Annotated in this window: 24 protein-coding genes; 12 read left to right on the top strand and 12 right to left on the bottom strand. The window is 66.7% G+C overall.

Annotation, left to right across the window (positions count from 1 at the left end; translation table 11 throughout):
- Positions 1-65 precede the first annotated feature (65 nt).
- The gene (locus AC1DFC_RS19195; protein ID WP_413333890.1) at positions 66-968 is read right to left on the bottom strand and encodes a LysR family transcriptional regulator; all 903 of its coding nucleotides are present in this window, start codon (positions 966-968) and stop codon (positions 66-68) included.
- 100 nt (positions 969-1,068) lie between these two features.
- Between AC1DFC_RS19195 and AC1DFC_RS19190 the strand changes: the two genes are divergently transcribed.
- From AC1DFC_RS19190 to AC1DFC_RS19180, 3 genes are read left to right on the top strand one after another with little or no spacing between them, the layout of a single operon-like run.
- Positions 1,069-2,016 (top strand): hydroxymethylglutaryl-CoA lyase, encoded by a 948-nt coding sequence (locus tag AC1DFC_RS19190; protein WP_007830641.1) that lies wholly within the window; start codon positions 1,069-1,071, stop codon positions 2,014-2,016.
- Positions 2,013-3,221, top strand: coding sequence for a CaiB/BaiF CoA transferase family protein (locus AC1DFC_RS19185; RefSeq protein ID WP_007830643.1), 1,209 nt, complete (start codon positions 2,013-2,015; stop codon positions 3,219-3,221). The genes AC1DFC_RS19190 and AC1DFC_RS19185 overlap by 4 nt, the downstream gene beginning before the upstream one ends.
- A gap of 41 nt (positions 3,222-3,262) precedes the next feature.
- A complete protein-coding gene (locus AC1DFC_RS19180; protein WP_007830645.1) occupies positions 3,263-4,273 on the top strand; it encodes a tripartite tricarboxylate transporter substrate binding protein in 1,011 nt (336 codons plus the stop codon).
- Between the two features lie 129 nt (positions 4,274-4,402).
- Here AC1DFC_RS19180 and AC1DFC_RS19175 read toward each other — a convergent pair whose 3' ends face one another.
- From AC1DFC_RS19175 to rpoD, 3 genes are all read right to left on the bottom strand, one after another.
- The gene (locus AC1DFC_RS19175; protein WP_413314550.1) at positions 4,403-5,530 is read right to left on the bottom strand and encodes an HPP family protein; all 1,128 of its coding nucleotides are present in this window, start codon (positions 5,528-5,530) and stop codon (positions 4,403-4,405) included.
- Between the two features lie 14 nt (positions 5,531-5,544).
- Positions 5,545-6,780 (bottom strand): multidrug effflux MFS transporter, encoded by a 1,236-nt coding sequence (locus tag AC1DFC_RS19170; protein WP_413333895.1) that lies wholly within the window; start codon positions 6,778-6,780, stop codon positions 5,545-5,547.
- A gap of 101 nt (positions 6,781-6,881) precedes the next feature.
- The gene (gene rpoD / locus AC1DFC_RS19165; RefSeq protein ID WP_235507900.1) at positions 6,882-9,068 is read right to left on the bottom strand and encodes an RNA polymerase sigma factor RpoD; all 2,187 of its coding nucleotides are present in this window, start codon (positions 9,066-9,068) and stop codon (positions 6,882-6,884) included.
- Between rpoD and AC1DFC_RS19160 the strand changes: the two genes are divergently transcribed.
- Entirely contained in the window at positions 9,061-9,393 is a 333-nt protein-coding gene (locus AC1DFC_RS19160) for a hypothetical protein (RefSeq protein WP_235507901.1), read from the top strand. The genes rpoD and AC1DFC_RS19160 overlap by 8 nt on opposite strands.
- Positions 9,394-9,516: 123 nt before the next feature.
- On the opposite strand, the gene dnaG is transcribed toward AC1DFC_RS19160, so the two are convergent.
- The gene (gene dnaG / locus AC1DFC_RS19155) at positions 9,517-11,541 is read right to left on the bottom strand and encodes a DNA primase (protein WP_007830661.1); all 2,025 of its coding nucleotides are present in this window, start codon (positions 11,539-11,541) and stop codon (positions 9,517-9,519) included.
- An 80-nt stretch (positions 11,542-11,621) separates the two neighbouring features.
- Between dnaG and AC1DFC_RS19150 the strand changes: the two genes are divergently transcribed.
- Positions 11,622-12,569 carry a YihY/virulence factor BrkB family protein gene (locus tag AC1DFC_RS19150; protein WP_007830662.1) on the top strand — a complete coding sequence of 316 codons (948 nt, stop codon included), beginning with the start codon at positions 11,622-11,624 and terminating at the stop codon, positions 12,567-12,569.
- Here AC1DFC_RS19150 and AC1DFC_RS19145 read toward each other — a convergent pair.
- Together AC1DFC_RS19145 and AC1DFC_RS19140 are read right to left on the bottom strand one after the other, a co-directional pair.
- Entirely contained in the window at positions 12,517-13,275 is a 759-nt protein-coding gene (locus tag AC1DFC_RS19145) for a 3-hydroxyacyl-CoA dehydrogenase (RefSeq protein ID WP_413333898.1), read from the bottom strand. The two genes, AC1DFC_RS19150 and AC1DFC_RS19145, sit on opposite strands and share 53 nt — an antisense overlap.
- 130 nt (positions 13,276-13,405) lie before the next feature.
- Positions 13,406-13,957 carry a phasin family protein gene (locus tag AC1DFC_RS19140; RefSeq protein WP_007830664.1) on the bottom strand — a complete coding sequence of 184 codons (552 nt, stop codon included), beginning with the start codon at positions 13,955-13,957 and terminating at the stop codon, positions 13,406-13,408.
- Between the two features lie 186 nt (positions 13,958-14,143).
- Between AC1DFC_RS19140 and AC1DFC_RS19135 the strand changes: the two genes are divergently transcribed.
- Positions 14,144-14,587 (top strand): acyl-CoA thioesterase, encoded by a 444-nt coding sequence (locus tag AC1DFC_RS19135; protein WP_007830665.1) that lies wholly within the window; start codon positions 14,144-14,146, stop codon positions 14,585-14,587.
- Here AC1DFC_RS19135 and AC1DFC_RS19130 read toward each other — a convergent pair.
- Together AC1DFC_RS19130 and AC1DFC_RS19125 are read right to left on the bottom strand one after the other, a co-directional pair.
- Positions 14,577-15,011 carry a hypothetical protein gene (locus AC1DFC_RS19130; protein WP_007830666.1) on the bottom strand — a complete coding sequence of 145 codons (435 nt, stop codon included), beginning with the start codon at positions 15,009-15,011 and terminating at the stop codon, positions 14,577-14,579. The two genes, AC1DFC_RS19135 and AC1DFC_RS19130, sit on opposite strands and share 11 nt — an antisense overlap.
- 41 nt (positions 15,012-15,052) lie before the next feature.
- Positions 15,053-15,286: a CsbD family protein gene (locus tag AC1DFC_RS19125; RefSeq protein WP_413333900.1), complete on the bottom strand. Its 234-nt coding sequence runs from the start codon at positions 15,284-15,286 to the stop codon at positions 15,053-15,055.
- A 184-nt stretch (positions 15,287-15,470) separates the two neighbouring features.
- On the opposite strand from AC1DFC_RS19125, the gene pncB reads away from it, so the two are divergent.
- Genes pncB through AC1DFC_RS19100 form a run of 5 tightly spaced genes read left to right on the top strand, consistent with a single transcriptional unit; the run spans position 15,471 to position 21,685 of the window.
- Positions 15,471-16,691, top strand: a complete 1,221-nt coding sequence (gene pncB, locus AC1DFC_RS19120) for a nicotinate phosphoribosyltransferase (protein WP_007830668.1) — start codon at positions 15,471-15,473, stop codon at positions 16,689-16,691.
- A gap of 35 nt (positions 16,692-16,726) precedes the next feature.
- A complete protein-coding gene (locus AC1DFC_RS19115; protein ID WP_478179807.1) occupies positions 16,727-18,139 on the top strand; it encodes a sodium:proton antiporter in 1,413 nt (470 codons plus the stop codon).
- Positions 18,140-18,150: 11 nt separating this feature from the next.
- Positions 18,151-19,137, top strand: a complete 987-nt coding sequence (locus AC1DFC_RS19110; protein WP_007830683.1) for a 2-hydroxyacid dehydrogenase — start codon at positions 18,151-18,153, stop codon at positions 19,135-19,137.
- Positions 19,138-19,157: 20 nt separating this feature from the next.
- Positions 19,158-20,525 carry a DNA recombination protein RmuC gene (locus AC1DFC_RS19105; protein WP_478179806.1) on the top strand — a complete coding sequence of 456 codons (1,368 nt, stop codon included), beginning with the start codon at positions 19,158-19,160 and terminating at the stop codon, positions 20,523-20,525.
- Complete coding sequence (locus AC1DFC_RS19100) at positions 20,522-21,685, top strand: MFS transporter (RefSeq protein WP_007830685.1); 1,164 nt, start codon at positions 20,522-20,524, stop codon at positions 21,683-21,685. Before AC1DFC_RS19105 ends, AC1DFC_RS19100 begins: the two co-directional genes overlap by 4 nt.
- Here AC1DFC_RS19100 and AC1DFC_RS19095 read toward each other — a convergent pair.
- From AC1DFC_RS19095 to earP, 3 genes are all read right to left on the bottom strand, one after another.
- Entirely contained in the window at positions 21,682-22,545 is an 864-nt protein-coding gene (locus tag AC1DFC_RS19095) for an LOG family protein (protein ID WP_007830686.1), read from the bottom strand. The genes AC1DFC_RS19100 and AC1DFC_RS19095 overlap by 4 nt on opposite strands.
- A gap of 119 nt (positions 22,546-22,664) precedes the next feature.
- A complete protein-coding gene (gene efp / locus AC1DFC_RS19090; protein ID WP_007830687.1) occupies positions 22,665-23,219 on the bottom strand; it encodes an elongation factor P in 555 nt (184 codons plus the stop codon).
- Positions 23,220-23,372: 153 nt separating this feature from the next.
- Entirely contained in the window at positions 23,373-24,461 is a 1,089-nt protein-coding gene (gene earP / locus AC1DFC_RS19085) for an elongation factor P maturation arginine rhamnosyltransferase EarP (RefSeq protein ID WP_413333903.1), read from the bottom strand.
- Positions 24,462-24,536: 75 nt separating this feature from the next.
- Here earP and AC1DFC_RS19080 point away from each other — a divergent pair, with 75 nt between their 5' ends.
- The gene (locus tag AC1DFC_RS19080; RefSeq protein ID WP_007830689.1) at positions 24,537-25,961 is read left to right on the top strand and encodes a M20/M25/M40 family metallo-hydrolase; all 1,425 of its coding nucleotides are present in this window, start codon (positions 24,537-24,539) and stop codon (positions 25,959-25,961) included.
- Positions 25,962-25,988 lie beyond the last annotated feature (27 nt).

Raw genomic sequence — 25,988 nt, 5'->3', positions numbered from 1 at the left:
GAAACAAAAACCTGATGATTCACAACGAATAGTTTCGGATTTCGGCCGAATGAGCTTCCGGGTCGTCAGTCCGTGGCGCATCTCTCGAGGTGCGCGACCAGCAGTTGCGCCGACGGCGACAGCGCCGCCTCGCCGCGAAAGCAGATCGCGAAACGCCGCCGCGCCCACGCGTCGGTGAGCGGCATCAGCCGCAGGCCGAAGGCATCGGTGAAGGGCCGCGCCACCTCCGCCGGCACCACGCTGATCGCCAGTCCGGCCCGCACCACCCGCAGTGCCGCGTCGAAGTTGGAGACCAGCACTCGGTACACCAGCGGCTTGCCCGCCACCGCTGCCTCGCGCGCCAGCATCAACTGCACGGCGCTCAGCGCCGGCATGCCGACGAATTCGTGGTCGAGCACCTGCTCGAAGCGCACGTGCTCGTGCCTTGCGACGGGATGCGACGGGTGCGCGACGATGGCGAGGTGGTCGGAGCGGTAGTTGCGCCGCTCCAGGCCGTCGAGGTCGGCGGCATCCCAGCACAGGCCGATGGAAGCGCTGCCCTCGCGGATGCCGCGCACGATCTCGGGGCTTACGCGCTCTTCCATGTCGACGCGGATGTTGCGGTGGGCCGGGTCCTTCAAAAAGCCCGCCACGTCTTCCGCCAGCGACTCGGCCATGACCGAGGCCGAGGCCAGGATGCGCACGTGCCCGCGAGCGCCGCCCGCATAGGCGGCCATGTCGCGCTCGATGCGGTTCACGCTGCCGAGCATCGCGCGGGCGTGCTCCAGCAGGGTTTCGCCGGCCGGCGTGGGCACCACGCCGCGGCGCTTGCGCAGCAGCAGCGGCGTGCCCACCGCTTCTTCGAGCTGGGCCAGCCGCTTGCTGATGGCCGAGCCGACGATGCTGGCCTGCTCGCCGGCGCGCGCGATGCTGCGCGTTTCGCAGACGGCGACGAACAGGCGCAGGGTGGTGAGGTCGAGGTCTCTCATGGTGTTCCGCTTCGGAAGCAAATGGCTTCCAAAATATACCTTCTGGGTCGAATCGGAACTTCTAATATTCACGCCGTACCCTCACGACGGAGACAAAGTCTTGATTCACCCCTTCCTGCCGCCATGCGCGGTCGTTCGCGAAGTGGGCCTGCGCGACGGCCTGCAGAGCATTGCCCGCGTGCTGCCCACCGCACGCAAGCTCGAATGGATCCGCGACGCGCATGCGGCCGGCCAGCGCGAGATCGAAGTCGGCTCCTTCGTGCCGGCGCACCTGCTGCCGCAGCTGGCGGACACGGCCGAGCTGCTGGCCTATGCGAAGACCTTGCCCGGGCTCTTCGCCTCGGTGCTGGTGCCCAACCTGAAGGGCGCGGAGCGCGCCATCGCGGGCGAGGCCGACCTGATGATCGTGCCGCTCTCGGCCAGCCACGCACACAGCCTCGCCAACCTGCGCAAGACGCCCGACGAGGTGGTGGCCGAGGTGGGCCGCATCCGCGCCGCGCGCGATGCGGCGGGCTCGAAGACGCTCATCGACGGCGGCGTGGGCACGGCCTTCGGCTGCACGCTCCAGGGCCACGTCGACGCCGACGAAGTGCTGCGGCTGATGCAGGCGCTGCTCGACGCGGGCGCCGACCGCGTGAGCCTTGCCGACACCGTCGGCTATGCCGATCCGGCGATGGTCCGTAGCCTGTTCGAGCGCGCGCTGCGCATTGCGGGCGACCGACTGTGGTGCGGCCACTTCCATGACACGCGCGGCCTCGGGCTGGCCAATGTCTACGCGGCGCTGGAAGTCGGCGTGACGCGCTTCGACGCCTGCCTCGCCGGCATCGGCGGCTGCCCGCATGCGCCCGGGGCCAGCGGCAACGTCGACACCGAAGACCTCGTCTTCATGCTCGAGAGCATGGGCGTCGCGACGGGCGTCGATCTGCCGAAGCTGCTCGAGCTGCGCAAGCGCGTGGCGGGCTGGCTCGAAGGCGAAACGCTGCAGGGCACGGTATGGCGCGCGGGCTTTCCAAAGACCTTCGCGGCCACGGCGGGGGTCGCGGCATGAGCACCGCAGGCACCGAAGAAAAGCGCCTGCCGCTGGCTGGCATCCGCGTGGTCGAGTTCACGCACATGGTCATGGGGCCGACCTGCGGCATGGTGCTCGCGGACCTGGGCGCCGAGGTCATCAAGGTCGAGCCGATCGAGGGCGACCGCACGCGGCACCTGCTGGGTGCGGGGGCTGGCTTCTTTCCCATGTTCAACCGCAACAAGAAGAGCATTGCGCTCGACCTCAAGAAGCCCGAGGGGCTCGAGGCCGCGCTGCGCCTGTGCGCCACGGCCGACGTGGTGGCGCAGAACTTCAAGCCAGGCACCATGGACAAGTACGGCCTGGGCTATGCCGCCCTCGGCAAGCTCAACCCGCGCCTCGTGTACGTGAACCACACCGGCTTCCTGCCCGGCCCGTACGAGCACCGCACTGCGCTCGACGAGGTGGTGCAGATGATGGGCGGCCTCGCCTACATGACCGGCCGCCCCGGCGACCCGCTGCGCGCGGGCACGAGCGTGAACGACATCATGGGCGGCATGTTCGGCGCCATCGGCGCGATCGCCGCGCTGATGCAGCGCGCCGAGACCGGCAAGGGGCAGGAGGTGCAGTCCGCGCTGTTCGAGAACAACGTGTTCCTGGTCGGCCAGCACATGCTGCAGTACGCGATCACGGGGCAGGCCGCCGCGCCGATGCCCGAGCGCATCTCGGCGTGGGCGCTGTACGACGTGTTCACCGTGAAGGACGGCGAGCAGATCTTCCTGGCCGCGGTGAGCGACGCGCAGTGGAAGACCTTCTGTGACGCGCTGGGCTTCGACGACCTGAAGGCCGACCCGGCCCTGCGCACGAACAACGACCGCGTGCGTTTGCGGCCCACGCTGCTGGCCGATCTGCGCCAGCGCCTGGCCGATCGTTCGGCGGCGGAACTGTCGGCGATCTTCGAGGCCAAGGGCCTGCCGTTCGCGCCGATCACGCGGCCGGAAGACCTGTACGAAGACCCGCACCTGAAGGCCACCGGCGGGCTCGTGGACATCCGCCTGCCCGACGGCGAGCGTGCCGGTGAAACGGCGCAGACGACGCTGTTCCCGATCACGCTCGGCGGCGAGCGCCTTGGCGTGCGCCTGAATCCGCCCACGCTCGGCGAGCACACGCGCGAACTGCTGGCCGAACTGGGCTATGCACGCGAGCAGGTGGACGCCCTGCTCGCCGATTCGGCAGTGGCCTGAGCCTGCGATCCTTTTCCCGAAACATAAAGAGAGACAAGACCATGACGAAGACACTTCCCTCGACGAACCTGGATCGCCTGAACCGCCGCGCGGTGCTCGGCCTCGGCGCGTGCGCCGCCGCGGTGGCCGCGATGGGTGCGCGCCCGGCGCTCGCGCAGGGCTCCGACAAGCCCGTCCGCTTCATCCTGCCGATCAGCGCCGGCTCGGGCGTCGACACCATCGTGCGCGCGGCGGCGCCCGCGCTCGGCAAGGCCTTCGGCCAGCCGGTGGTGATCGAGAACCTGCCGGGTGCGGGCGGCATCACCGGCGCGGCGGCCATCGTCAAGGCCGCGCCCGACGGACTCACGCTGGGCATGGTGTCGAACAACCACGTCATCAATCCGGCGGTGTTCAAGAAGATGCCCTTCGACGCGATCAACGACGTCACGCCGATCAGCGTGGTGGGCGCGACGCCGCTGGTGCTGCTGGTGAACCCGAAGGTGCCCGCGAAGAACGTGAAGGAACTGGTGGCGCTGCTGCGCGCCAAACCCGAGGGCTACAACTACGCCTCGTCGGGCAACGGCACCATCATCCATCTTGCCGGCGAGATGTTCATGGACGAGGCCGGCGTGAAGGCGCGGCACATCCCCTACAAGGGCACCGGGCCGATGGTGACCGACATGATCGGCGGGCAGGTCGAGATGGGCGTGGTCGCGCTGCCGGCCGTGCAGCAGCACATCCGGAGCGGTGCGCTGCGCGCCATCGGCCTGTGCGGCGCGACGCGCTCGCCGGCAGCGCCGGAGATTCCGACCATCGCGGAGCAGGGGCTGCCGAACTACGCGGTCGAAGGCTGGTTCGCGGTGATCGGCCCGCCGAAGATGCAGGCGGCCGACGTGCAGCGCGTGCACGATGCGGTGGCCGCCGCTTTCGCGAGCCCCGAAGTGCGCGAGGCGATGGACAAGCAGGGCAACGTCGTCAGGCCCACGACGCCCGAGCAGGCCGCGAGCTACTTCCGCAGCGAGGCCGCGCGCTATGCGGCGCTGGTGAAGAAAGCGAACGTGGTGCTGGAGTAAGGGCCTTGCTCCTTCCCCCTCTGGGGAAGGCTGGGATGGGGGCTGGCGGCCGTCGATGACGCGCTGCGTCGTGGTCGATGCCGTCGTGCCCCCCACCCCGACCCTCCCCCGGCAGGGGACGAGGAAAAATCAAGCCGGCCCGACGGCGCGGTACAACGCCCGCACGAAGTCCGACTGCGTGATCATCCCCGTCAACCGCTTCTCGCCGTCGATGATCGGGATATGGTGATGCCCGCCCTCGGAGAACAGCGGCACCAGGTCGACCACGGGCCGGTCGGCGCTGGCCACGCGCACCTGGCGCGTCATGATCTGGCCAACCACCTCGGGCTTGTTCGACATCACCGTGCGCGTGGCGCGGATCAGGTCGCGCAGCTTGCCGGCGATGCCGTCATGGTGCTGCAGGTCGAGCTGGCGGAAGAAGTCGGCCTGCGTGACGATGCCGACCACGCGGCGCGTGCGGTCGGTGACGGGCAGGGCCTTGATGTGTCGTTCGTGCATCAGCGCCCAGGCTTCCTGCAGCGGCGTGCCGAACTCCACCGAGATGGGCACGCTGGACATGATGTCGGCACAGGTCAGCGTACCGAGGCGCCGCTTGTACGACTCGAGCTCGGTTTCGCGGATCAGCGATTCGAGGTCGTCGCGGCTGATGTCGAGCACCTGGTTGTAGCGGGCCAGCACCGCGTCGATGTCGGCCTGGCTGAAGCGCGCATCGGCCGCGGGCGGACGCACCACCTGCACGTGCGGGTAGCGCCGCCCGGTGAGCGTGTTGTAGGCCACGCCGGCCAGCACCAGCAGCAGCGAGTTGGTGAAGAAGGGGAAGAGGGCGGACGAGAAATGCGTGGTGTGCGTCAGCACCGCCAGCAGCGCCGCGGCGCCGCCGGGCGGATGCAGGCAGCGCGCGCTGAACATCAGGCCGATGGCGCCCGCCACGGCCACAGCGGCGGCCAGCGCGGAGTCGGGAATCCAGTTGACGGCCGCGATGCCGACCACCGCCGACAGCGTGTTGCCGCCGATGACCGACCACGGCTGCGCCAACGGGCTCGCCGGCACCGCGAACACCAGCACGGCGCTGGCGCCCAGCGGTGCGATCAGCCAGACGGTCGCGGCCAGCGGGCCGGCCAGCCACCGGCACAGCAGCGCCGTGACCAGCAGCCCGAGGCCGGCGCCCGCAACCGCGCGCAGCCGCTCGCGCGCATCGACGGTGGTGCGGCCCGGCAGCCAGGCGCGCGCATGATTCAGGAGTGCCTCGAACCGCATCGCAGCCTCCGTCCTCAGCCTTCGTGAGCCACCAGGCGCCCGATCTCGGGCCAGCGGCCATGCAGCCACACCCATGCGACCAGGCCGATGCCGAGCATGCCCATGGAGGTCAGCGCCAGCGCGAGCGTCGAGTGCATCACCAGCGGCGCCACCGCGCCGGCCACCACGCCGTTGGCGGTGGAGCCGATCACCGCCTGCAGCGACGAGGCCATGCCGCGGCGCTCCGGGTGCAGGTCGAGCACCAGCAGCGTGACCACCGGCACCATCAGCGCCCAGCCGAAGGCGAACACCGCGAGCGGCCACAGCGCCCAGGCCACGTGCGCCTCGAAGAAGGTGTTGGCCACCACGTTGATCACCGAGGTCGCCAGCATGATGACGAAGCCGTCGCGGATCTGCCGCTTGGGCGCCACCTTGCCGGCCATGCGGCCGCTGGCGCGCGCGCCGAGCATGATGCCGCCGATGGTCAGCAGGAAGAACCAGAAGAACTGCTGCGGCTGCAGCGCGAGGTGGTCGCCCAGGAACGCGGGCGCGGCCAGCACGTAGAGGAACATGCCGTTGAAGGGCACGCCGCTGGCAAAGGCCAGCAGCAGGAAGCGCGGATCGGAGCACAGGTCCCAGTAGCCGCGCAGCAGGTGCCGCACCTGGAAGGGCTGGCGGTGGTCCTTGTGCAGCGTCTCGGGCAGCAGCTTGTAGTTGGCGGCGAACAGCACCACGCCCACCGCCACCAGGAACCAGAACACCGCATGCCAGCCTGCGTGCACGAACAGGAAGCCGCCGATGATCGGTGCGATGGCCGGGGCCACGCCGAAGTAGATCGTCACCTGGCTCATCACCCGCTGCGCCTCGGCCGGCGGGAACATGTCGCGGATCACTGCGCGCGAGACCACGATGCCGGCGCCGGTCGAGAGGCCCTGCAGCCCTCGGAACAGCACGAGCTGCGTGATGTTCTGCGACAGCGCGCAGCCCAGCGAGGCGAGCGTGAACACGGCCAGTCCCCACAGCACCACAGGCCGGCGGCCGAAGCTGTCCGACAGCGCACCGTGGAACAGGTTCATGAACGCGAAGCCGAACAGGTAGGCCGAGAGCGTTTGCTGCATCTCGGCCGGCGTGGCACCGATGGAGCGCGCAATGCCCGAGAAGGCCGGGATGTAGGTGTCGATGGAGAAGGGCCCGAGCATGCCGAGCACTGCGAGCAGCACGGCAAGCGCCCAGCGCGGGGCCTGCCAGAGTTTGTCTGCATCGGGATTCATGGAAGTTGCTCCATTCTTCTTGTCGTGTGCGGCTCCCAAAAGAGAGCGCCCGCCGCCCGGTGAGGGGCGAGGCGGGCGCTTGTGGCTTCAGGGAACCCGGATTACAGAGTATCGATGAAGCTGCGCAGCTTGTCGGAGCGGCTCGGGTGCTTCAGCTTGCGCAGCGCCTTGGCCTCGATCTGGCGGATGCGCTCACGCGTCACGTCGAACTGCTTGCCGACTTCTTCCAGCGTGTGGTCCGTGCTCATCTCGATGCCGAAGCGCATGCGCAGCACCTTGGCTTCGCGCGGCGTGAGCGAGTCCAGGATGTCCTTCACCACGTCGCGCAGGCCGGCTTGCATGGCGGCCTCGATGGGCGCCGTGTTGCTGCTGTCCTCGATGAAGTCGCCCAGATGCGAATCGTCGTCGTCGCCGATGGGGGTTTCCATCGAGATCGGCTCCTTCGCGATCTTCATGATCTTGCGGATCTTGTCTTCCGGGATCTCCATCTTCGCGGCCAGGATGCCGGCGTCGGGCTCGAAGCCGAACTCCTGCAAGTGCTGGCGCGAGATGCGGTTCATCTTGTTGATCGTCTCGATCATGTGCACCGGGATGCGGATGGTGCGCGCCTGGTCGGCGATCGAGCGCGTGATGGCCTGGCGGATCCACCASGTCGCATAGGTSGAGAACTTGTAGCCGCGGCGGTATTCGAACTTGTCSACSGCCTTCATSAGGCCGATGTTGCCTTCCTGGATCAGGTCSAGGAACTGCAGGCCGCGGTTGGTGTACTTCTTGGCGATGGAAATCACGAGGCGCAGGTTGGCCTCGATCATTTCCTTCTTGGCATCGCGCGAAGACGATTCGCCTTCGTTCATGCGCTTGTTGATGTCCTTGAGCTGGGTCAGCGGCACCACCACGCGCGACTGGATGTCGGTCAGGCGTTGCTGCAGTTCCTGCACCGGCGGAATGTTGCGCGCGAGCACGGCGCTCCAGGGCTTGCCGGCGGCAGCCTGCTTCTCGACCCACTTGAGGTTCAGGAGGTTCGACGCGATGCGGTTGCCGTTCTTGTCGTAGCCGCTGAAGTCGCGGATGAACTCGTCCTGCGGGAAGCCGCACTTGTCCACGATGATGCGGCGAAGCTCGCGCTCCTTCTTGCGCACGTCGTCGACCTGCGTGCGCACCAGGTCGCACAGCTTCTCGATGGTCTTGGCCGTGAAGCGGATGGTCATCAGCTCTGCGGACAGGGCCTCCTGGGCCTTGACGTACGCGGGGGTGCCGTAGCCTTCCTTGTCGTAGATCTTGTGGACCTTCTCGAACATTCCGGCGATGCGGTCGAAGCGCTCGAGCGCTTCGCGCTTGAGTTCCTCGAGCTTCTTGGTCAGGGCCTTGGAGCCGCCCTTGCCGTCATCGTCGTCTTCCTCGTCGAATTCGTCGAAGTCTTCTTCGGCCACGTAGTCGTCGGCCTCGTTGGGATTCGAGAAGCCGTCGACGATGGTCGAGATGACGACCTTGCCTTCGCGGATCTCGGCGGCCAGGCGCAGGATCTCGGCGATGGTGGCAGGGGAGGCCGAGATGGCTTCCATCATGGCCATCAGGCCGCCTTCGATGCGCTTGGCGATTTCGATTTCGCCTTCGCGCGTCAGCAGCTCGACCGTGCCCATCTCGCGCATGTACATGCGAACCGGGTCGGTGGTGCGGCCGAATTCGCTGTCCACCGTGGACAGGGCCGCTTCGGCTTCTTCCTCGGCTTCTTCCACCGTGGTGGCGGTGGGCGCGGTGTTGTTCAGCAGCAGGGTTTCGGCGTCGGGCGTCTGCTCGTACACCGCCACGCCCATGTCGTTGAGCATGGTGACCACGACTTCCATGGTCTCGGCGTCGACCAGCTTGTCGGGCAGGTGGTCGGAGATTTCGCCGTGCGTGAGGTAGCCGCGCGTCTTGCCCAGCGTGATCAGGGTCTTCAGGCGCGAACGGCGCTTGGCCAGGTCTTCTTCGGAGAGCACGGTCTCGTCGAGGCCGAATTCCTTCATCAAGGCGCGTTCCTTCGCCTTGCTGATCTTCATGCGCAGCGGCTTGACCTTTTCTTCGGTGGTCGTGGCAGCCGCGGGCTCGTCGCCGGCCAGATCTTCCTCGATGTCCGACAGGTCGATGTCGTTCTCGGGCGCATCCTTGTCAGCCTTGGGCTTGCGGCCGCGCTTGGCGCCGGTGGCAGGCGTGGCGGCACCGGCGGCCTTGGGCGGGCGGCCGACTTTCTTGGCTGCCGGGGCGGCTGCTTTTTTGGGATCGTCGAGAGAGGTCGATTTCGTGGGCACGGTTTTCACTTTCGTTGCGGCTGCCGATCTGGATGCGGCGGCGGCCGTCTTGGTTGCCGGCTTCGCGCCGGCTTTCAACGGTTTCTCTGCTGCGGGCTTGGTGGCGACGCTTTTGGCAAGTGAAGGAGCAGGCTTCTTTGAACTGGGCATACGACCTCGTTACGGCAAGAAAGAACAAGCGAAATCACAGGCGCACCGTCACACGGACAGCGCCACCACAGCCCGTGCACAGGCACGGACTAAAAACAATTGGGAAAGAGGAATGAATTCCTCAGCAGGCAAGATGTCGGGCGAACATTTGGTATGCAGTCCTTGCGGTTATTGACCCTTTCCGCCGGAATTTACCGTTGGAGTGCGTTGCGCTAGGGGTCGGCCCGGAGGTGCTGCTGTCGCTCTTGCCTAATTTCGCCAGTTGCGAAGCCCTACATTATAGCGTGTTGCGCAAATTTCAAGCAGTTTCTGAACCCGAGGCGCGCAGGCGGGCGCGCAATTCGAGCCGCCGGGTCTCCAGCGCCTTGTAGCGCTCCAGGGCTTTCGGGTCTTTCCCGACGGCCGCGATGGCTTCGCTCTGCTGGGCCTTGAGGCGGTCGTCGAGCATGAAATCGAGCACGCTGGCGAGTTCGCGGGCGGCGTCGGCCAGGTGCTGCGCTTCTTCGCCCTCGGGGATGGGACCGGCTTCGGAGACGGACATCAACCGCTCGGCCAGCGGCTCGAAGCCGAGTCCGCGCAGGCCTTCGCGCAGGGCTGCCCAGGGCTGGACACCGTGCTCGTGCAGCTGGCTGTCGAGCCAGGTGAAGAGGGCACCGTGATGGCCGGGCAGTTCGCAGAGCATCAGGTGAAGCTCGTGCGACAGGGCTTCCCACTGCGCCATGTTCGACAGCAGCAGCCGCACCGCCACGTCGGGGCGGCTGGGCGGGGCGCCGCGTCCGCGCAGGGGCTCGATGGGTTCCTCGAATTTGCCGCCCCAGCGCTTGCCCTTGGTGAACTTGCCGCGCTGCTGGAACTTGGGCTTGCTATCGCTTTCATAGCGAGGCGGTTCGTAGTCCTGGGGCGGGGGCATGTCCGGGTAGTAGTCATCACTGTCGCCACCGCTGAAGCCCGAGGGCTCGCTGTGGCGCTGCGGCGCCGGTGCGCCCCCGGCCTTGCGCGGGCCGGGTGTGGAGGCCCAGAGATCCGACAGCGCCGCCGCATCGAGCTGCACCAGCGTTGCGATCTCGCTCAGCAACTGGCGCTTGAGTGCGCCGTCGGGCATGGCGCTCCAAAGCGGGCGCACGTTGCTCGTCATGTGGGCGCGGCCCTCGGCGGAAGTCAGGTCGCAGCCTTCGCGGGCGGCTTCGAGCATGAAGCGCGACAGCGGCGTTGCCTCGTTCACGAAGCGGGCGAAAGCCTCGGCGCCGTGCTCGCGGATGAAGCTGTCGGGGTCGTGCTCGGCCGGCAGGAACAGGAACTTGATGCTGCGCACATCGGTGGCGTAGGGCAGCGCGCCGTCGAGCGCCTTGCGCGCAGCGCGCCGGCCCGCGGCGTCGCCGTCGAAGCTGAACACCACCGATTCGGTGAAGCGGAAGAGCTTCTGCACGTGCTCCGTGGTGCAGGCCGTGCCGAGCGTGGCCACCGCGTTCGGAAAACCGAGCTGCGCCAGCGCCACCACGTCCATGTAGCCTTCGGTGACCAGCGCATAGCCGCGGTCGCGGAAGGCGGCGCGGGCTTCGTAGAGCCCGTAGAGCTCGCGGCCCTTGCTGAAAACGGGCGTTTCGGGCGAGTTCAGGTACTTGGGCTTCTCGTCGCCCAGCACCCGGCCGCCGAAGCCGATGCATTCGCCCTTCACATTGCGGATCGGGAACATCACGCGGTCGCGGAAGCGGTCGTAGCGCTTGGCCTCGGCCTCGCTGAGCTGGCCTTCCTCGTTGTTGACGATCACCAGCCCGCTCTCGGCGAGCAGGGGGTCGTCATAGTCGGGAAACACGCTGGCGAGCGCGCGCCAGCCGGCCGGCGCATAGCCGATGCCGAACTGCTTGGCCACTTCGCCCGACACCCCCCGGCCCTTCAGGTATTCGATGGCGCCGGGCGCCTGCCGCAGGTGCTTGCGGTAGGCGTCGCCGGCCTTTTCGAGCACGTCGCTCAGCGTGGCCTGCTTCTGGCGCTGGCTGGCGGCGCGGGCGCGCTCGGCGGGGGAGGCGTCGTCTTCCGGCACCTGCAGGCCGTACTGGCCGGCCAGGTCGTGCACCGCCTCGACGAAGCCCATGCCGGCATGCTCCATCAGAAAGCCGATGGCGTTGCCATGCACCCCGCAGCCGAAGCAGTGATAGAACTGCTTGGTCGGGCTGACGGAGAAGGAGGGCGATTTCTCGCCGTGGAACGGGCACAGGCCCATGAAATTGGCGCCGGCCTTCTTGAGCTGCACATAGCGGCCGACGATCTCGACCACATCGGCGCGTGCGATGAGTTCCTGGATGAATGAAGCGGGGATGGTCATGTAGGCGAAGAGCGGCAAATCATACGCAAGCGGGCGAAGCCTCGCGCCCCGGCGGCATACTGAAAGCGACCGGATCACGCATGACGATGCCCAAACCCCTGCAACACATCGCGCCGCTGCTGCGCCACCCCCTGCGGTTCGCCTGGGACGCGCTCAAGGAATTTCGCGCCAACCAGGGCCTGCTGCTCGCGGGGGCAGTGGCGTACTACGCCTTGCTGTCCATCGTGCCGCTGCTGATCGTGAGCGTGATCGCCCTGTCGCACGTCATCGAGCAGGCCGAGCTGCTGCGCACCATCGGGCGGTACCTCGAATGGCTGCTTCCGGGGCAGTCGAAAGCCATCGTGGCCGAGCTGTCGAGCTTCCTGGACCATCGCGACGTGCTGGGGCCGGTGTTGCTGGTGACGATGATCTTCTTCAGCTCCCTGGCCTTCAGCGTGCTCGAAAGTGCCATGGCGGTGATCTTTCACCACCGCAAGGCGGACCACAAACGCCATTTCCTGGTATCGGTGGCCATGCCCTATGTCTACATCCTGTGCCTGTGCGTCGGGTTGCTGCTCGTCACGCTGGTGTCGGGCGCGCTGCAACTGGTGGGGCAGGAAAGCGTCGACCTGCTGGGGCGCAGCTGGTCGCTGTCGGGTGTTTCGGGGCTGCTGCTGTACCTGCTGGGGCTGGGCGGCGAGATCTTCATGCTGACTTCGCTCTACCTCGTGATGCCGGCCGGGCGCATGTCGCTGCGCCATGCGCTGCTGGGCGGCGTGACGGCCGCGCTGCTGTGGGAGGCCACGCGGCGCGTGCTGATCTGGTACTTCTCGACGCTGTCGCAGGTGAATGTGGTCTACGGCTCGCTCACCACGGCCATCGTGGTGCTGCTGAGCCTGGAGATCGCCGCCACGCTGGTGCTGCTGGGCGCCCAGGTGATCGCGAACTACGAGCGCCTGGACCGCACCGGCAGCACGAAGCCGCCCAAATCCGCTCTCAGCGGGGAGCCAATCGAATCGCTCCGTCCAGACGAATCACCTCGCCGTTGAGCATGTCGTTCTCGATGATGTGCTTCGCCAGCTTGGCGTAGTCCTCGGGCGTGCCCAGGCGGGAAGGGAAGGGCACGCTGGCGGCCAGGGCATCCTGCACTTCCTGCGGCATGCCGAACAGCATGGGCGTGCCGAAGATGCCGGGGGCGATGGTCATGTTGCGGATGCCGCTGCGTGCGAGGTCGCGGGCAATGGGCAGCGTCATGCCGACCACGCCGCCTTTCGAGGCGCTGTAGGCGGCCTGGCCGATCTGGCCGTCGTAGGCCGCGACCGAGGCGGTCGAGATCAGCACGCCGCGCTCGCCGGTGGCTTCGGGCTCGTTCCTGCCCATGGCGTCGGCCGCCAGGCGGATCATGTTGAAGCTGCCGATCAGGTTGACCGTGACGGTCTTGCTGAACACGGCCAGCGCGTGCGGGCCGTTCTTGCCCACCGTCTTCTCGGCCGGTGCGATGCCGGCGCAATTGACGAGGCCGACCAGCTTGCCGAGCTTGAGCGCGGCGGCCACCGCGGCCTGGCCGTCGGCTTCCTGGCTCACGTCGCACTTGACGAACACGCCGCCGGTTTCCCTGGCAACGGCTTCGCCCTTGTCAGCCTGCATGTCGGCGATCACCACCTTGGCGCCATTGGCCGCCAGCATGCGCGCCGTGCCTTCGCCGAGGCCCGAAGCGCCACCGGTCACGATAAAAACCTTGCCGTCGATCTGCATGGAGAGTCTCCTGAAATGAGACCCGCATTATCGAAGAGGCCCGCCAGACGAAAAAAAGGCCTCGTCGTGAGACGAGGCCCTGAATTGGATCCGTGAGGACCCAAGGAGACAACTGGTGGTGGTCGCCAGCTTAGCGCTTGCGCGAAGCGGTTGCGGTCTTTGCGGCGGCAACGGCTTGCGTCGACACGGCATTGAAGTTGGCTTCGGCGACGTCCGATGCTTGCTTGACGGCCTTCTGGACCGATTCGAAAGCGTTGTTGGCGGCAGCCACGGCGCTCTTCAGCACGGCAACGGCGGTTTCCGAACCGGCGGGGGCGTTCTTGGAAGCGCTGTCGACCAGGCCGACGAAGGCTTGCTGGGCTTCGGCAGCCTTGGCTTCGAAGGCCTTGCCGAATTCGGCGCCGGTGCCTTGGGCGATGTCGTACAGGTGACGGCTGTAGGCAGCGGTCTTTTCAGCCAGGGGCTGGAACAGGCTGGCTTGCAGCGTCAGCAGCTCTTGGGCGTCCTTGACGCTCAGGGCGGCCTGGGCGGTGCTCTGGGCTTCGACCAGGGCAGCCTTCGAGGCGGTCACGTTCAGTTCGACGAGCTTCTCGACGCCTTCGAAAGCCTTGGTGGTCAGGCCGAAGAGGGTTTCGAGGTTTGCCTTTTGGGCGGCGAGGATTTGGTCAGCGGTCAGGGCCATTTGGGAAATCTCCAGAAGGGGATGATTGAGTGGTCGGTTCACGTTGCGCTGTCTCGCCGTCTATGTTGCGGTGCAGCATGGCCTCAAGTATAGGCAGCTGAGTTTTGCGATCAAGGGGTTTTTGCTGCCATGCAGCAATTTAGAAGCCATCTTCTAAATTCGGCTTCCCGGGCAAAATGCCGCGCGATGAGCGCCCCGACCAAACCAATCCCCCAGGCGCGCGGCAGCTACCGCGCCTTCCGCAGCATTCCCACGCGCTGGGCCGACAACGACATGTACGGCCACGTCAACAACGTCGTCTACTACAGCTGGTTCGACACCGCGGTGAATGCACTGCTGATCGAGCGCGGCGCGCTCGATATCCACCAGGGCTCCACGATCGGCTTCGTGGTGGAGACGCAGTGCAACTATTTCGCGCCCATTGCGTTCCCGCAAACCGTCGAGGCGGGCATCCGGGTGGCACAGGCGGGCCGGTCGAGCGTGCGATATGAAATCGCGCTGTTCGCCGAGGGCGCGGACAGCGCTGCAGCACAGGGCCACTTCATCCACGTCTACGTGGATCGCGTCACGCAGCGCCCGGTACCGCTACCCGAGGCGCTGCAACGCGTGGTCGATTCGCTCAAGGCTTGACCGGCGCGGTCCGTTCTGAAGCGGTCTTCTTCATCGCCTTGATGTCGGCCTTGCCCTGGGCTTCGTCGGCCTTGGCCTGCTTCACGCAGGCGGCCTTCGCATCGCCCTTCTGGTCGTCGCATTTTTCCTTCGCGACTTCATAGGTGGCCTTCACCTTCTCTTCAGCCACGTTGCGGGCGTGGCTGTCGCTCGGCTGGTACTGCTGCTCCAGCTCGGCCTTGGCGACGTTTTCCTTGCCCTTGGCTTCCTTCTGGCAGACGTCCTTGGCGTTGTCCTTCATCGTGTCGCACTGGGCCTTCGCGACCTTGTAGTCGGCCTCGATCTTTTCCTTGGCGACCTTGTATTCATCCTTGGTCATGGCGCTGGCCTGCGTGGCCACGAAGCAGGTGGAGGCGAGGGCCAGCATGAGGAGATGCTTTTTCATGGGATGTTTTCCTTCGGGAATGGATGAAATTCAGGAGCTGCTCAATAGCGTTCGAACCAGAGCGCGTCCGGCGTGCGGCCATCGCGCGATTCCCAGTCCTTGACCTGCTTCTCGGCTTCTTCGCGGCTGATGCCATGGCGCTCCTGGATGCGGCCGAGCAGCTGGTCGCGCTTGCCCGCGATGACGTCGAAGTCGTCGTCGGTCAGCTTCCCCCATTGCTCCTTGACCTTGCCCTTGAGCTGTTTCCAGTTGCCTTTGACGATGTCCTTGTTCATGCAAACCTCCTTTGACTTTGAGCCAGGTTGATCCGGCGGGCCGTGTGCTTCGCCGTGGAATCACTGTCATCGGGGGGATTCACCCTCACGGTAGGACGTGCAGTTCAGGCCCCGTAGGCAGAGGCCGACTCACCCCGTGATAATCAAACGGACGCCGAAAGTTTGAGACACCGCGCACAGCACCATGATCATTCACAGCCTGCTCGACACCGACCTCTACAAGTTCACGATGATGCAGGTGGTCCTGCATCACTTCCCCGGGGCCCGGGTCGAGTACCGCTTCAAGTGCCGCAACCCCGGCGTCGACCTGGCGCAGTTCGCGGGACAGATCCGGGACGAGGTGCGCAGCCTGTGCTCGCTGCAGTTCCGCGACGCCGAGCTGGCCTACCTGCGCTCGATGCGTTTCATCAAGAGCGACTTCGTCGACTTCCTCGGGCTCTTCCGGCTCAATGAGAAGTACATCAACATCGTTCCCCAGCCCTCGGGCGAGCTCGAGATCCGCATCAAGGGGCCATGGCTGCACACCATCCTGTTCGAGATCCCGGTGCTGGCCATCGTCAACGAGGTGTACTTCCGCAATACGCAGAAGAAGCCCGACTTCGAGGAAGGCCGCCGCCGGCTCGAAACCAAGATCACCCAGCTGCAGGACGCAGGCCTCGCCGACCTGAAGATCGCCGACTACGGCACGCGCCGCCGCTTCTCCAAGGACTGGCACGAAGAGGTGCTGCGCACGCTGACCGCCCGACTCGGCGCCGTCACCTCGCCGCCAGTGCAGGCGCCGCCCGGCACGCGGCTGCCGCAGCTCGCGGGCACCAGCAACGTGCTGTACGCGATGAAGCTGGGCCTGATCCCGCTGGGCACCATGGCCCACGAATACCTGCAGGCCTGCCAGGCGCTCGGCCCGCGGCTGCGTGACAGCCAGATCTTCGGCTTCGAGAGCTGGGCGCGCGAGTACCGAGGCGACCTGGGCATCGCTCTGTCCGACGTGTACGGCATGAACGCGTTCCTGCGCGACTTCGACATGTATTTCTGCAAGCTCTTCGATGGCGCCCGCCACGACAGCGGCGACCCGTTCCAGTGGGGCGAGCGCATGCTGGCGCACTACGTCGCCAACCGGGTCGATCCGCGCACCAAGACGCTGATCTTCAGCGACGGCCTCACGGTGCCGCGCACCATCGAGCTCTACCAGCAGTTCCGCGGCCGCTGCCAGCTGGCCTTCGGCATCGGCACCAACCTCACCAACGACCTGGGCTACGAGCCGCTGCAGATCGTCATCAAGATGATCCACTGCAACGACCAGCCGGTGGCCAAGCTGTCGGACACGCCATCCAAGAACATGTGCGAGGACGAAAAATACCTGGCCTACCTGCGCCAGGTCTTCGAGATCGAACAACCCCCGGCTTGAAGGCTGTACTGACCCCTCTGGTACGGTACGGCCCCATGAAAAACCCCCTTCGCCTTGCGGCGGCCGCGGTGCTGCCGCTGACGTTTCCCGCCCTGGCGATGGCTGCCGACTTCGACGGCGCCACGCTCTCGCCGCTTTGGGGCGTGCCATTCGCCGGCATCCTGTTGTCGATCGCGCTGTTCCCGCTGCTGGCGCCGGGCTTCTGGCACCACCACTACGGCAAGGTCTCGGCGGCCTGGGCGCTGGCCTTCCTGCTGCCCCTTGCCGCCACCTTCGGCGTTTCGCTGGCCGGCGCCCAGCTCGTGCATGCGCTGGTGGAGGAGTACATCCCCTTCATCATCCTGCTCACGGCGCTGTTCACCGTGGCGGGCGGCATCCACATCCGGGGCAACCTGCATGGGGCGCCCGGCCTCAACACCGGGCTGCTCGCCATCGGCGCGGTGCTCGCGAGCTTCATGGGAACCACCGGCGCGTCGATGCTGCTGATCCGGCCGCTCATTCGTGCCAACGACAACCGCAGGCACCGGGTCCACGTGGTCGTGTTCTTCATCTTCATCGTTTCCAACGTGGGTGGCTCGCTCACGCCGCTGGGCGATCCGCCGCTGTTCCTCGGCTTCCTGAAGGGCGTCGACTTCTTCTGGACCGCGAAGAACATCCTGCCCGACACGCTCTTCCTCCTGGCCGTGCTGCTCGCGCTGTTCTACGCCATCGACCGCCACTACTATCGCAAGGAGGGCGTGCTGCCGGTCGACCCGACGCCCGACACGAAGCGCATCGGCTTCGATGGCGCCGTCAACTTCTGGCTTCTGGGCGGCGTGGTCGCCTTCGTGCTGCTCAGCGGCTTCTGGAAGTCGCCCGTCGGCTTCGACGTCTTCGGCACCCGGGTGGGCCTGCCGGGCCTGGTGCGCGACGCGGGCCTGGTCGCCATCACGCTGCTCTCGCTGAAGATCACGCCGGCCAAGGTGCATGCCGACAACCAGTTCGAGTGGGGCCCCATGGCCGAGGTGGCCAAGCTGTTCGCGGGCATCTTCCTGACCATCATCCCGGTGATCGCGATGCTCAAGGCCGGCACGCAGGGGCCGTTCGGCGCCGTCGTCTCGGCCGTGACGCGCGCCGACGGCCAGCCCGATCCGGCGATGTACTTCTGGGCCACCGGCGTGCTCAGCTCCTTTCTCGACAACGCGCCGACCTACCTGGTGTTCTTCAACACCGCGGGCGGCGACCCGGCCGCGCTGATGACCACCTATGCCACCACGCTGGCCGCCATCTCGGCTGGCGCCGTGTTCATGGGCGCCAACACCTACATCGGCAACGCACCCAACCTCATGGTCAAGGCCATCGCCGAGAGCCGCGGCGTGCGCATGCCGAGCTTCTTCGGCTACATGGCGTGGTCGGTGGCCATCCTGGTTCCGCTGTTCGTTCTTTCCACCTTCATCTTCTTTCGCTGAGTGCAAACATCATGAGCAAGCCCAAGATACTGGTCGCGCGCGCGATCTTTCCCGAAACCATCGAGCGCCTCTCGCAGCACTTCGAGGTCGAGTCGAACCAGTCCGACGAGAGCTGGAGCAAGGAACAGCTGATCGCGAAGCTGCAGGGCAAGCAGGGCGCCTTCACCACCGGCAGTGAGCGCATCGACGCCGCGGTGCTCGATGCCTGCCCCGGCCTGAAGATCTGCGCCAACATGGCGGTGGGCTACAACAACTTCGACGTCGACGCGATGGCCGCGCACGGCGTGCTCGGCACCAACGCGCCCGACGTGCTGACCGAGACCACGGCCGACTTCGGCTTTGCGCTGCTGATGGCCACGGCGCGCCGCATCACGGAGAGCGAACACTTTCTGCGCGCGGGCAAGTGGCAGAAGTGGAGCTTCGACATGTTCGCCGGCTCCGACATCCACGGTTCCACGCTCGGCATCATCGGCATGGGCCGCATCGGGCAGGGCATCGCGAAGCGCGGTGCGCACGGCTTCGGCATGAAGGTGGTCTATCACAACCGCTCCAGGCTCGACGCCGCGCTCGAGGCCGAATGCAAGGCCAGCTACCTGAGCAAGGAGGAGTTGCTCAGGACGGCGGACCACGTGGTGCTTGTGGTGCCTTATTCGCCGGCCTCGCACCACACGATCGGCGCGGCCGAGATCGCGCTGATGAAGCCGACCGCCACGCTCGTCAACATCGCGCGCGGCGGCATCGTCGACGACGCGGCATTGGCCGTGGCCTTGCGCGAGAAACGCATCGCCGCCGCGGGCCTCGACGTGTTCGAGGGCGAGCCCAAGGTGCACCCCGACCTGCTGACCGTGCCCAATGTGGTGCTGACGCCGCACATCGCCAGCGCCACCGTACCCACGCGCCGCGCCATGGCCGACCTTGCGGCGGACAACCTCATCGCGTACTTCGGCGGCAAGGGACCGCTGACGCCCGTGACGCCCGTTCCTTCGGCAAGCAAATAGGCAGAGGCAGTACCGCACCCTTGGACACCTCGCTGATCCTCATCGGACTGGCCGTACTCGCGGTCGTCCAGCTCGTGCTGGTGATCTGGCTGCTGGCCCGCCGGCAGCCCTCGTCCGACCACGGCGACGTGCTGCGCGTGCTGGCCGCCCTGGGCTCGGCCAACGAACGCACCGAGCGCGAACTGCGCCACGACATCGGCGAAAGCTCGCGCGGCGTGCGGCAGGAAACCGCGCAGGCCTTCGCCACTTTCCAGCAGGCGCTGGTGCAGCAGGGCGCCGAAGCCACGCGCACGCAGAATGCGCAGCTCGACGCGTTCTCCCTGCAGCTCGCGTCCTTGCAGAAGACGTTGGCTGACACGCTCAGCACGCAGCTGCAGGGTTTGAGCGAATCGAATGCGCGCCGCCTGTCCGAAGTGCGCGCGACCATGGAAACGCAGCTCGCGCAGCTGCAGCAGATCAACGCCGCCAAGCTCGACGAGATGCGCAAGACGGTCGACGAGAAGCTGCAGAGCACGCTCGAGGCGCGCCTCGGCGAAAGCTTCAAGCAGGTAGCCGACCGGCTCGAACAGGTGCACAAGGGACTCGGCGAAATGCAGACGCTGGCCGTGGGCGTGGGCAGCCTGCAGCGCGTGCTGACCAACGTGAAGACACGCGGCGTGTTCGGCGAAGTGCAGCTCGAGGCGCTGCTCGAACAGGTGCTCACGCCCGACCAGTACGCCAAGCAGATCGAGACCAAGCCGCGCAGCGGGCAGCGTGTCGATTTCGCGATCCGCTTTCCGGGGCGGGGCGAGGACGGTGCGCCGGTGTGGCTGCCCATCGACGCCAAGTTCCCGCGCGACGACTACGAGCGGCTCATCGACGCGCACGAACGCGCCGATGCCGTGGGTGCCGACCTGGCGGCCAAGGCGCTCGAAGCGCGCATCCGCACCGAGGCCAGGTCGATCGCCGACAACTACCTCGCCGCGCCGCACACCACCGATTTCGCCATCCTCTTCCTCCCGGTCGAGAGCCTCTATGCCGAGGTGCTGCGCCGGCCGGGCCTGATGGATGCCATCCAGCGCCAGCACCGCGTGACGCTGGCGGGCCCGACCACCTTGCTCGCGATGCTCAACAGCCTGCACATGGGCTTTCGCACGCTGGCGCTGGAGCAGCAGGCCTCCGAAGTCTGGAAGGTGCTGGGCGCAGTGAAGACCGAGTTCGAGCGTTACGGCGAATGGGTTGCGCGCGTCAAGGAGCAGGTGGCCAAGGCTTCCGACACGCTCGACAAGGCCGACATGCGCGCCAAGCAGATGCGCCTGGCGCTGCGCAAGGTGGAGGCGCTGCCCGAGGCGCAGTCGCAGGCGCTTCTGCCGCCCACCGCCGACAGCGAGGCCGAAGACACCCCGTGAAAGGTTCCGAACTGCTGCGCGTGATCGGGGCCCAGGTGTGCCTGCACGCGACCATGGCCGGCATGCGGCTCGCCACGCCGCTGCTGGCGCTGCAGCAGGGCTACAGCGCCGCGGCGGTCGGCCTGCTGATCTCGCTGTTTGCGCTGACGCAGGTCTTCCTTGCATTGCCTGCCGGACGCTTTGCCGACCGCTACGGTTTCAAGCGGCCGCTGTGGCTGTCGGTCATTGCGGCAGTCGTCGGTGCGGGGCTCGTGGTGATCTTTCCGATCTTTCCGGTGATGTGCATTGCCGCCCTGCTGACAGGCGGCGCCACGGGCGCGACGGTCATCGCGCTGCAGCGGCACGTCGGCCGCTCGGCCACTGACGCGACGCAGCTCAAGCGCGTGTTCAGCTGGCTCGCCATCGCGCCGGCCGTGGCCAATTTCGTCGGGCCCTTCCTGGCCGGCATGCTGATCGACCATGCAGGCCGCTCGCCCGCGGACATGCTTGCGTTCCGCATCTGCTTCGCGGTGATGGCGGCGCTGCCCATCCTCTGCTGGATGCTCGCGCGCGGCGCGCACGAGCCACCGCCCGCCGCGCCGGTGCCGGGCGCCACGCCGACCCGCGCCTGGGACCTGCTGCGCGAACCGATGTTCCGCCGCCTGCTCTTCGTGAACTGGCTGCAGTCGTCGAGCTGGGACGTGCACGCCTTCGTGCTGCCGGTGCTGGGGCACGACCGGGGCATCAGCGCCTCGGTGATCGGCTCGATCCTCGGCGCCTTCGCGATCGCGGCGGCGGTCGTTCGCGTGGTGCTGCCGGTGATCGCCTCGCGCGCTTCGGAGCGAAGCGTGATCCTCAGTTCCACGGCGGTCACTGCGATGGTGTTCGCGGTCTATCCGCTGCTGGACTCGGCGCTGAGCATGGGAGTGTGCTCGGTGGTGCTCGGCTTCGCGCTGGGCGCGGTGCAGCCGATGGTGATGAGCATGCTCCACCAGATCACGCCGCACACCCGCCACGGCGAGGCGTTGGGCCTGCGGCTCATGACCATCAACGCGTCGAGCGTGGCGATGCCAATGCTGTTCGGCTCGCTCGGTGCACTGATCGGCATCGGCGGCGTGTTCTGGGTAGTGGGAGGCGTGGTGGCGCTCGGCGCGCGCGCCACCTGGGGCCTCAAGGTCTAGAGCTTGTAGAAGCGCTTGATCGCGCTCCATGCGTCTTCGGGCGCGTCGACATATTCGAAGAGCTTCACGTCGCCCGGCGATATCACGCCTTCGTCGACCAGAAAGTCGAAATCGATCAGCCGCTTCCAGTAGTCCGAGCCGAACAGCACGATCGGCACCGGCTTCGACTTCTTCGTCTGCACCAGCGTGATCACCTCGAACAGCTCGTCGAGCGTGCCGAAGCCGCCCGGAAACGCCACCAGCGCCTTCGCACGCATCATGAAATGCATCTTGCGGATGGCGAAGTAATGGAACTTGAAGCTCAGCGCCGGTGTGACGTACGGGTTGGCTTCTTCTTCCATCGGCAGCGCGATGGCCAGGCCGACCGAGAGGCCGCCGCCTTCGTGCGCGCCGCGGTTGGCCGCCTGCATGATGCCGGGGCCGCCGCCGGTGCAGACGAAGAGCTTGTCCTGCGGTTCCTTGTCGTTGCTGTACTGCGCGACCATCTTGCCGAAGGCGCGCGCCTTCTCGTAGTAGTGCGAATTGCGCGCCAGCCGGCGCCAGCGCTCGGATGCCGCGGCGTCGCCAGCGGCGTCGGCCTGCGCGATCATGGCGGAGGCGTCTTCCTCGCTGCGAAAGCGTGCGCTGCCGAACACCACCACCGTGTTCTCGATGCCATGGGCGCGCTGCTCGAGATCGGGCTTCATCAGCTCGAGCTGCATGCGGATGCCGCGCGTCTCGCGGCGCAGCAGGAACTCGGGGTCGGCGAAGGCGATGCGCGAGGGATCGGGGTCGAGCGGCAGGCCCTTGTCCGCATGGGACTGGAGCGTGGCCCAGGCATCGGCCAGGCGTTTGTCGTGAATGTTGTGCGTGTTGTTCATGAGGAAACCAGACGGAAGGACCTTGGGAGATTGTGCAGCGTTGCAACTGCCATGCCCATCAACAAAAAAAGCTCCTTGCGGAGCTTTTTTCGAGGGTGGCGGTCAGCCGGGAAAGAGGCTCAGACGCGCTTGCGGTATTCGCCGGTGCGCGTGTCGATTTCGATCTTGTCGCCTTGCGACACGAAGAGGGGCACGGGCACTTCGAAGCCGGTGGCGATCTTGGCGGGCTTGAGCACCTTGCCCGAGGTATCGCCCTTGACGGCGGGTTCGGTCCAGGTGATTTCGCGCTCGACGCTGGTCGGCAGTTCGACCGAGATGGCCTTGCCGTCGTAGAACACCACTTCGACGGCCATGCCGTCTTCGAGGTAGTTCAGGGCGTCGCCCATGTTTTCGGCTTCGACTTCGTACTGGTTGTAGTCGGCGTCCATGCAGACGTACATCGGGTCGGCGAAGTAGGAGTAGGTGCAATCCTTCTTCTCGAGCACGATCTGGTCGATCTTGTCGTCGGCCTTGAAGACCACTTCGGTGTTGAAGTTGGCGATCAGGCTCTTCATCTTCATGCGCACGGTGGCGGAGTTGCGGCCGCCGCGGCTGTATTCGGTCTTGAGGACGACCATCGGGTCCTTGCCGTGCATGATGACGTTGCCGGCGCGGATTTCTTGAGCGATTTTCATAACAGGGTCTCTGGATGTTGGCCGCTCGGTGCACGGGGCTGCCGGCGACGCTTGCCGGCATTGTTGGCCCCGCGGTACAGGTCCCGCGGCAGGTTTAGCGGAGAGCATCTCGAATCGTTGAGATCCGGGCCGAAATCCGCAAAGCCCGCTATTTTAGCTTTTTTGGCCGATCAGTTTCCGCAGTTGCGTGACCAGATCGTCCTGGGCGAGCAGCCGCGTGCGGGCGTCCAGTGCTGTTTCGAGCCACGGGCCCTGTGTTTCAGGCAGTGGCAGGGCACCGTCGACGAAGCCGTTCCAGGCGTGGTGGAAAAGCCGCAGCGAGGGCGGGGCGCCGAGCCAGTCCAGCCAGGCGTTCAGCTTGACGTGGTGGGCATCGTCGTCCTGCGGGTAGATCTGCCAGACCAGCGGCGCGCCGGCCCAGAGGGCGCGCACCAGCGAATCCTCGCCGCGCACGAAATTCAACTCGCAGGCCCAGAGCAGGTGATCGAAATCGGGCTGCGTGAGATAGGGGAGGTATGAAATTGATAGCGCACCGCGCTCGTGGGTCGATGGGGCGCCCCCAAAACAAGCCTGGACCGCCTGGGTGGCGCGGCCCGCCGTCACCAGCAGGCGCGTGGGTTCGGGGCCTTCCGCCAGCCGGGTCAGCAAGGCGGCCAGCGCAGGCGGCTCGTAGCAGAAGAGGGAGAGCAGGCGTTCGTCGGCTCGCCACGGGATCTGCCGTTCGGCCAGCCACTGCACCCGGTCGAAGCGCGCCCGGCGTTCCATCAGGCCGGGCTCGCGCAGCAGCCCGCCCGTGGCTGGCGTGAAGCCTGGATAGAAGAAGCGCTTGGTCAACCTGGCGCCGGGACCCCTGAACACCGGCGACGGCAGCCCATGCAGCCGCTCCACGTACGGTTCGGCCGACAGGTATTCGAGGTTGATCCACGCACTGCCCGGCCCTTCGGCGAAACGGGCGATCGATTCCGGCGCCGGCTCGCAGCCGAAGGCTTCTATCAATACGTCGGGCGCCGGCCCCGCTACGGCAGCCCGAAGCGCAGCGGCGTCGAGCCAGTCGATCACCTCCACGCCGTCGCGACCAGTGCGAGCCTCGGGCGCCATCCAGCGCAGCGCCGCCGCATCGTCGATCCACAGCCGCACGCGTTCGCCGAGCGCGGCCAGCTGGCGGGCCAGCCGCCAGCAGACGCCGAGGTCGCCGTGGTTGTCGATGACCTTGCAGAAGATGTCCCATTGCCTCGATTGCATGGGCGCGAGTGTGCCCGTGTTCGCGGGCGGTGCTTGCTATGCTGTCCGGCACAACCACCACCGGAGAGAGAACCCATGAGGATGAAGACCTTCCGTGTAGCGAGAACCGTGCTCGCCGCCTCGCTGGCCCTGTGCGGCATGACCGCTGCCATGGCGCAGACGCAGACCCCGCCGGCCCTCACGCCGCAGCAGCAGCGCTTTCACGACATCTACAAGGAGTTGATCGAGATCAACACCAGCCATTCGGTGGGCGACAACACGGTGGCCGCGCGCGCCATGGAAAAGCGCTTGATCGAATCGGGCTTCGCGCCCGGCGACATCCAGATCTTCGAACCCTTCCCGAAGAAGGGTAACCTGGTGCTGCGCTTCAAGGGCGACGGCAGCAAGAAGCCGCTGCTGCTGCTGGCCCACATCGACGTGGTCGAGGCCCGGCGCGAAGACTGGAAGACCGACCCCTTCAAGCTGCAGGAAACCGGCGGCTACTTCACCGCGCGCGGCGCCATCGACGACAAGGCGATGGCCTCGGCGCTGGTCTCGGTGATGGGGCAGCTGAAGCAGGAGGGCTTCAAGCCCAAGCGCGACATCATCCTGGCGCTGACGGCTGACGAAGAGCGCGGCGATGCGCTCAGCAACGGCGCCTTCTGGCTCATCAACAACAAGCCCGAGCTCCTGCAGGCGGAGTTCGGCATCAACGAAGGCGGCGGCGGCGAGCTGCGCGGCGGCAAGCCCAACCTGCACCGCATGCAGGTGGCCGAGAAGATGTACACCACCTACATGCTGGAGGCGCGCGACGTGGGTGGCCACAGCTCGGTGCCGACCAAGACCAACCCGATCTATGCGCTGTCCGCCGGCCTGGAACGGCTGGGCAACTTCAGCTTTCCGGTGAAGCTCGCGGAGGTCACGAAGACGTACTTCGCGCGCAGCGCACCGTTCGCCACCGGCCAACTGGCCGACGACATGCGCGCGGTAGGCGCGGGCAACCCCGACGCAGCGGTCATCGAGCGCATGTCGGCCAACCCGGCCTACAGCGCGCAGTTCCGCACCACCTGCGTCGCGACGATGGTGCAGGCCGGCCATGCCGAGAACGCGCTGCCGCAATCGGCCAAGGCCACGGTCAACTGCCGCATCCTGCCGCACGACGATCCCGAGGAAGTGGAGCGCCTGCTGACCCAGGCGGTCGGCAACGACAAGATCGTGGTGCGCAACATGGGCAAGCCGCTGCGCAGCCCGGCGTCGCCGCTGAACGGCGACCTTGTGAAGACCGTGGAGTCGCTCACGCAGCAGATGTGGCCCGGCGTGCCCGTGGTGCCTGCGATGAGCACAGGCGCCACCGACAGCCGCTTCATGCGCAACGCGGGCATTCCGATGTACGGCGTGAGCGGCATTTTCCTGGAGCCGTCCGATGCGCGCGCGCACGGGCTCGACGAGCGCATCGAGATCCAGCGGCTTTATGACGGCCGCGAGTTCCTGTACCGGCTGGTGTCGGAGCTGGCGAAGTAGGCGCGCCGATGAGCGGCGCCTGCGAGC

It is taken from the genome of Variovorax sp. 10L421 (assembly GCF_056395365.1).
The sequence above is the reverse complement of the archived record's forward strand: the minus strand, read 5'-3'. Positions and strand labels throughout refer to the sequence as shown.